At 63.1% G+C, this 5,146-nt stretch carries 5 protein-coding genes and 1 pseudogene; all 6 read left to right on the plus strand.

What is annotated here, in order from left to right:
- Positions 1 to 323, plus strand: a 323-nt coding sequence (locus tag VZ95_RS25760; RefSeq protein WP_045776590.1) for a hypothetical protein, incomplete at its 5' end; no start/stop codon positions are given.
- 103 nt (positions 324 to 426) lie between these two features.
- Positions 427 to 1,494 (plus strand): alanine racemase, encoded by a 1,068-nt coding sequence (gene alr, locus VZ95_RS15085; protein WP_045776591.1) that lies wholly within the window; start codon positions 427 to 429, stop codon positions 1,492 to 1,494.
- A gap of 3 nt (positions 1,495 to 1,497) precedes the next feature.
- Positions 1,498 to 2,271: an MlaE family ABC transporter permease gene (locus VZ95_RS15090; RefSeq protein WP_045776592.1), complete on the plus strand. Its 774-nt coding sequence runs from the start codon at positions 1,498 to 1,500 to the stop codon at positions 2,269 to 2,271.
- Positions 2,268 to 3,065, plus strand: coding sequence for an ABC transporter ATP-binding protein (locus tag VZ95_RS15095; RefSeq protein ID WP_045776593.1), 798 nt, complete (start codon positions 2,268 to 2,270; stop codon positions 3,063 to 3,065). Before VZ95_RS15090 ends, VZ95_RS15095 begins: the two co-directional genes overlap by 4 nt.
- Positions 3,065 to 4,478: pseudogene (radA, locus tag VZ95_RS15100) on the plus strand (DNA repair protein RadA). The gene VZ95_RS15095 and the pseudogene radA overlap by 1 nt, the downstream one beginning before the upstream one ends.
- Positions 4,479 to 4,542: 64 nt before the next feature.
- Positions 4,543 to 5,146, plus strand: a 604-nt coding sequence (locus VZ95_RS15105; RefSeq protein WP_198148332.1) for a CvpA family protein, incomplete at its 3' end; no start/stop codon positions are given.

Genomic DNA, 5,146 nt, shown 5'->3' on the forward strand with positions numbered 1-5,146 from the left:
CAACGCGCAGCCCGAAGCAGGCTGCCGATTGGATTGAAGCGAATGTCGAAGGCCTGACCGTCGAACGCTTCTCTGACGGGTCGAAGGCCCCCACAATCAGAGAGGCCAATGCAATGATGAATGAAACCGCCGCGATTTGGGCGCGGGAAAATCCTATTCGCTCCTCCGCCCCCGACCCAGACGCAACCAAGACCGAAATGGCGCTGCGGATGAAAAATCTGGATCTGAGTAAGGCGCAAAAATTGCTCTCAACCGAGCCCCAGACAACCGCCGAGTGCTGGCAGCGGAATATCGATTGGTTCAAGGCCGATCACTCCGCGTAAAAATACCGCGCCGGGGCGGAAACACGCGGGCGTCGCAGCACAGCGATCTTGCTTTCGGGCACGCCGATGTTAGGCTGCCGAAAAATCCCACTTGGCGGCCCGAATGCCCACCCCTGCGACGCTTCTTACGATCGATCTTACCGCCCTTGTCCGCAACTGGCGGCACCTCGCTGGCCAAGCCGCCCACGGGAACTGTGCGGCGGTGGTGAAGGCCGATGGCTATGGCCTGGGCGCGGTCGAGGTTGCCGCAGCGCTGCTGGCCGCGGGCTGCACGCAGTTCTTCGTCGCCCATCTTGCCGAAGCCATTAGTTTGCGGGCGGGTCTTGCGACGCGGTTCCCCGATAAGCACCCCAGCATCGGCGTGCTCAATGGGCTTTTCGCAGGCGAACAGGCGGAGTTTGTCGCCCATAACCTTATCCCGGTTCTCAACAGCCCGGCGCAGCTCGCCGATTGGCCCGCCGACGCGCCCGCCATTCTGCAAATCGATACCGGCATGAGCCGCCTGGGGCTGGAAGCCGCCGAGTTCGACGCCGTGCTGCCCGATCTGCGTCGCCGCCCGTTCACGCTGCTGATGAGCCATTTCGCCTGCGCCGATGCGCCGGATCATCCGCTGAACCGTCAGCAGATCGACCAGTTCGGCGCGGCCCTACGGCAGCTGCCGGGGGTTCCGGGAAGCCTCGCCGCCTCCTCCGGGATTTTCCTCGGGGCCGATGCCCATTTCGATCTGCTGCGCCCCGGCTATGCCCTCTATGGTGGCAATCCAACGCCGGGTCAACCGAACCCGATGACGGCGGTCGTGCGCCTTTCGACGCCGATTCTGCAAATCCGCGACATTCCGGCGGGCCGCCCGGTCGGTTATGGCGCGCGTTGGGTCTCGAAAGCCCCAAGCCGGATCGCAACGGTGCCCTATGGTTATGCCGACGGCGTGCCGCGCGTGACCGAAGGCGCGATTTTTCATCTGGGCGGACAGCCGGTCCCGGTGGTCGGGCGCGTGTCGATGGATTTGATTACGCTGGACGTGACCGGCGTCGCCGCCGCGATTCCCGGCGCGGAGGTAGACATTCTCGGCCCACAGCGCGATATAGACCAGGGCGGTACCGATGGCGGTACGCTGGGGTATGAAATTCTCACCAGTATCGGACGGCGCGCCGCGCGCCGCTATGGAACCTAACGTATGCCGCTGCTTAGCCCCCTGGGTCGGTTCGCCCTTGCGTTTTTTGCGACAAGCGGACGGATTACGCTGTTTGCCCTGGAAGCTGTGAGCCATTGGGTGCGTCCGCCCTTCTATGGCCGACAGTTCTTGCGGCAATTCATTGACATCGCTTATTTTTCACTGCCGGTCGTGGGATTAACCACGCTTTTTACCGGCATGGTGCTGGCGCTCCAGGCCTATACCGGCTTCTCCCAGTTCAATGCCGAGAGCACAATCTCGAACCTCGTTGTGCTAGCGATCACGCGCGAATTGGGGCCGGTCATGGCCGGGTTGATGGTCGCGGGCCGCGTCGGGGCGGCGATGGCCGCCGAGCTTGGCACGATGCGCGTGACCGAACAGATTGACGCGCTCGACACGCTCTCGACCCCGCCGATGAAATATCTCGTTGCGCCGCGCCTGCTGGCGGGAACGCTGGCGCTGCCACCGCTGGTGGCGATTGGCGACATTATCGGCGTCATGGGCGGCTGGCTGATCGGCGAGAATAAGCTTGGCTTCAACGGAGCCGCTTATATTCAATCGACAGTGAATTTCCTCAGCTTCGATGATGTTCTGTCGGGCATGGTGAAAGCCGCCGTCTTTGGCTTCACCGTCACACTGATGGGCTGCTACCACGGGTTCAATTCCGGGCGCGGGGCGCAGGGCGTGGGGCAAGCGACGACGAACGCTGTCGTCTCGTCCTCCATTCTTATCCTCGTGTTCGATTATCTGTTGACGGAGGCGTTTTTCGCAAAATGAGCGCCGCATTGAGTTCGGGGCACCCCCCCGCGAAAATCGCCCTCCGCAATGTCACCAAGAGCTTCGGCCACAAGCATGTCTTGCGCGGTGCGGACCTCGTGATTCCCAAAGGTCAGAGCACTGTCATCATCGGCGGCTCGGGGACGGGCAAATCGGTTCTGCTTAAGTGCATTCTGGGGCTCATCCAGCCCGACGCCGGGGCCATCGAGATTGATGGCGTCAATATTCTGAAAGAGGGTGCCCAATCGCGCCGGGATATCCGCCAGAAGATCGGTATGCTTTTTCAGGGCGGCGCGCTGTTCGATAGTCTGAGTGTCTGGGAGAATGTCGCCTTCGGGCTGATGAAGGGCGAGCGGATGCCTGCGCGAGAGGCAAAACCCATCGCCATCAAAAAGCTCGGCCAAGTTGGCCTTGGGCCAGACGTGGCGGACCTGTTTCCGGCGGAACTATCCGGCGGCATGCAGAAGCGCGTCGGCCTGGCCCGCGCCATCGCCCGCGAGCCGGAGATTCTGTTTTTCGATGAGCCGACGACTGGGCTCGACCCGATCATGGCGGGGGTTATCAACGATCTCATCCGCCAATGCGTCGCCGATCTGGGCGCGACCGCCGTATCTATCACCCATGATATGACCAGCGTGCGGCATATCGCCGATCAAGTGGCGATGATCTACGAGGGCAAATTCATCTGGTCGGGGCCGATTGACGCGCTTGAAACCTCCGGCAATCCTTACGTCGATCAGTTCATTCACGGGCGAACCGAAGGGCCGATTCCGCTGCAAGTGCGGAGCGCTTGATGGCCCGAGGCAATAGCCAGTTCGTTTGCCAAGCCTGTGGAGCTTTTTACGCCAAATGGCAGGGCCAATGCACGGCCTGCGGCGAGTGGAATACCCTGGTCGAAGAGGCCGCCCCGCCCTCGGTCGGCGGAAAAAAAGGGCGCGGCGGTGCAACGGTCGCGTAGTTCTGGGCTGACGTTCGTCGACCTCGGCGGCCTGTCCACACCCGCACCGCGCCGCCCCTCGGGCATCGATGAGTTGGACCGGGTGACGGGCGGCGGCATCGTGCCCGGCTCAGCCATTCTCATCGGCGGCGATCCCGGCATCGGCAAATCCACGCTGCTAACCCAAGTCGTCGCCCGCCTTGCCGAAACCGGCAGCCGCTGCGCCTATATCTCCGGCGAAGAGGCGGTAGATCAGGTGCGCCTGCGCGCTGCCCGCCTTGGCATTGCCTCAGCCCCCGTTGCCTTGGCCTCGGCCACCGCCTTGCGCGATATCCTCCCGGCGCTGGAGGGCGAGAATCCGCCCGATATCGTCGTGATCGATTCGATCCAGACCATGTATCTCGATGCCCTCGATAGCGCCCCCGGCACGGTCGGCCAAGTGCGTGCCTGCGCCCAAGAGCTGATTCGTGCCGCAAAAAAGCGCGGTTTCGCCCTTATCCTCGTCGGACACGTCACCAAGGAAGGCGCGATTGCCGGGCCGCGCGTGTTGGAACATATGGTCGATACGGTTCTCTATTTTGAAGGCGAACGTGGTCATCAGTTCCGCATCCTACGCGCAGTAAAAAACCGTTTTGGGCCAACCGATGAAATCGGCGTGTTCGAGATGACCGATAAGGGGCTGAAGGAAGTTCCCAATCCCTCCGCCCTGTTCCTGGCCGAACGGCGCGACGATGTGTCGGGCGCAGCCGTTTTCGCCGGAATGGAGGGCACGCGCCCCGTGCTGGTGGAAATCCAGGCCCTCGTCGCCCCCACCAGCTTCGGTACGCCGCGCCGCGCGGTCGTCGGTTGGGACAGCGGGCGGCTGGCAATGGTGATGGCGGTGCTGGATGCGCGCTGCGGCCTCAGCATCGGCGCGCAGGATGTTTATCTGAATGTCGCGGGCGGTTTGCGGATTTCCGAACCCGCCGCCGATCTCGCCGTTGCCGCCGCCCTGGTTTCCGCCTATTCCGGGGAGCCGGTGCCGTCCGACATGGTGGTGTTCGGCGAAGTCGGGCTCGGCGGTGAGGTTCGACAGGTCGGCCAAACCGACGCCAGGCTGAAGGAAGCCTTGCGCTTGGGCTTCGGACGGGCTTTGATCCCGGCGCGCCGGTCCGGGGCCACGAACGGCGGGCTTGGGCTGGAGTTGACCGAGGTTGACCGGCTGGCCGATCTGGTGGAGCGCCTCGCCCCGCCGGATGAAAGTAGTTGGCGGCGCAAGCTGCCTGAATAGTTTAGCGCGTGAAAACGGGACCAAAACCGGGACCGAGAGGAACAGAATGGACGGCGGCTTTCATATGACCGACATCGCGGTCGTGATCGTGGTGCTGATTTCGGGGGTGCTGGCCTTCCTGCGCGGTTTCGTGCGGGAAGCCTTGGGTATCGCCGCCTGGATCGGCGCGGCCTTCATCGCCATGCAGGTACAGCCCCTCACGATGGGGCTGGCGATGGACCTGATCGGCATGGAGGTGATCGCTAAATACGGCTCCTGGGTCGTTATCTTCCTGATCGCGCTGATTATCCTGTCCATCGTCAGCGGCGCGGTGGCGAATATGATTAAGGACACCAGCCTGAATGCGCTGGATCGGTCCTTGGGCTTCGTCTTCGGTCTGGCGCGCGGCGCGCTGCTGATCGCGGTCGCCTATTTCCTCGGCGCGCAACTGATGAATAAGAACGCGCCGCCGCCGGAATGGTTGGCCCAGGCGAAAACCTATCCGCTGATCCTGCGCGGGGCCGATATCGTCTCGATCGTCGTGCCGCGCGACCCAGCAGAACAGGCGGTTCGTGAGGCGGATCAATTGCGCCGCCAGGGCGAAGCCTTGCTGGAGATTCAAAAGAACCTGCAAACCCTTACCGCGCCGCCGGCGGGTCCGTCACACCGCAACCGGCGCCGGTCGCGCC

The sequence above is a fragment of the Elstera litoralis genome, assembly GCF_000963705.1.
Lineage (GTDB): Bacteria > Pseudomonadota > Alphaproteobacteria > Elsterales > Elsteraceae > Elstera > Elstera litoralis.

Coding starts and splice junctions, on each gene's coding strand:
- VZ95_RS15090 (WP_045776592.1), top strand. CDS start 1,498: ATGCCGCTGCTTAGCCCCCTGGGTCGGTTCGCCCTTGCGTTTTTTGCG.
- VZ95_RS15095 (WP_045776593.1), top strand. CDS start 2,268: ATGAGCGCCGCATTGAGTTCGGGGCACCCCCCCGCGAAAATCGCCCTC.
- alr (WP_045776591.1), top strand. CDS start 427: ATGCCCACCCCTGCGACGCTTCTTACGATCGATCTTACCGCCCTTGTC.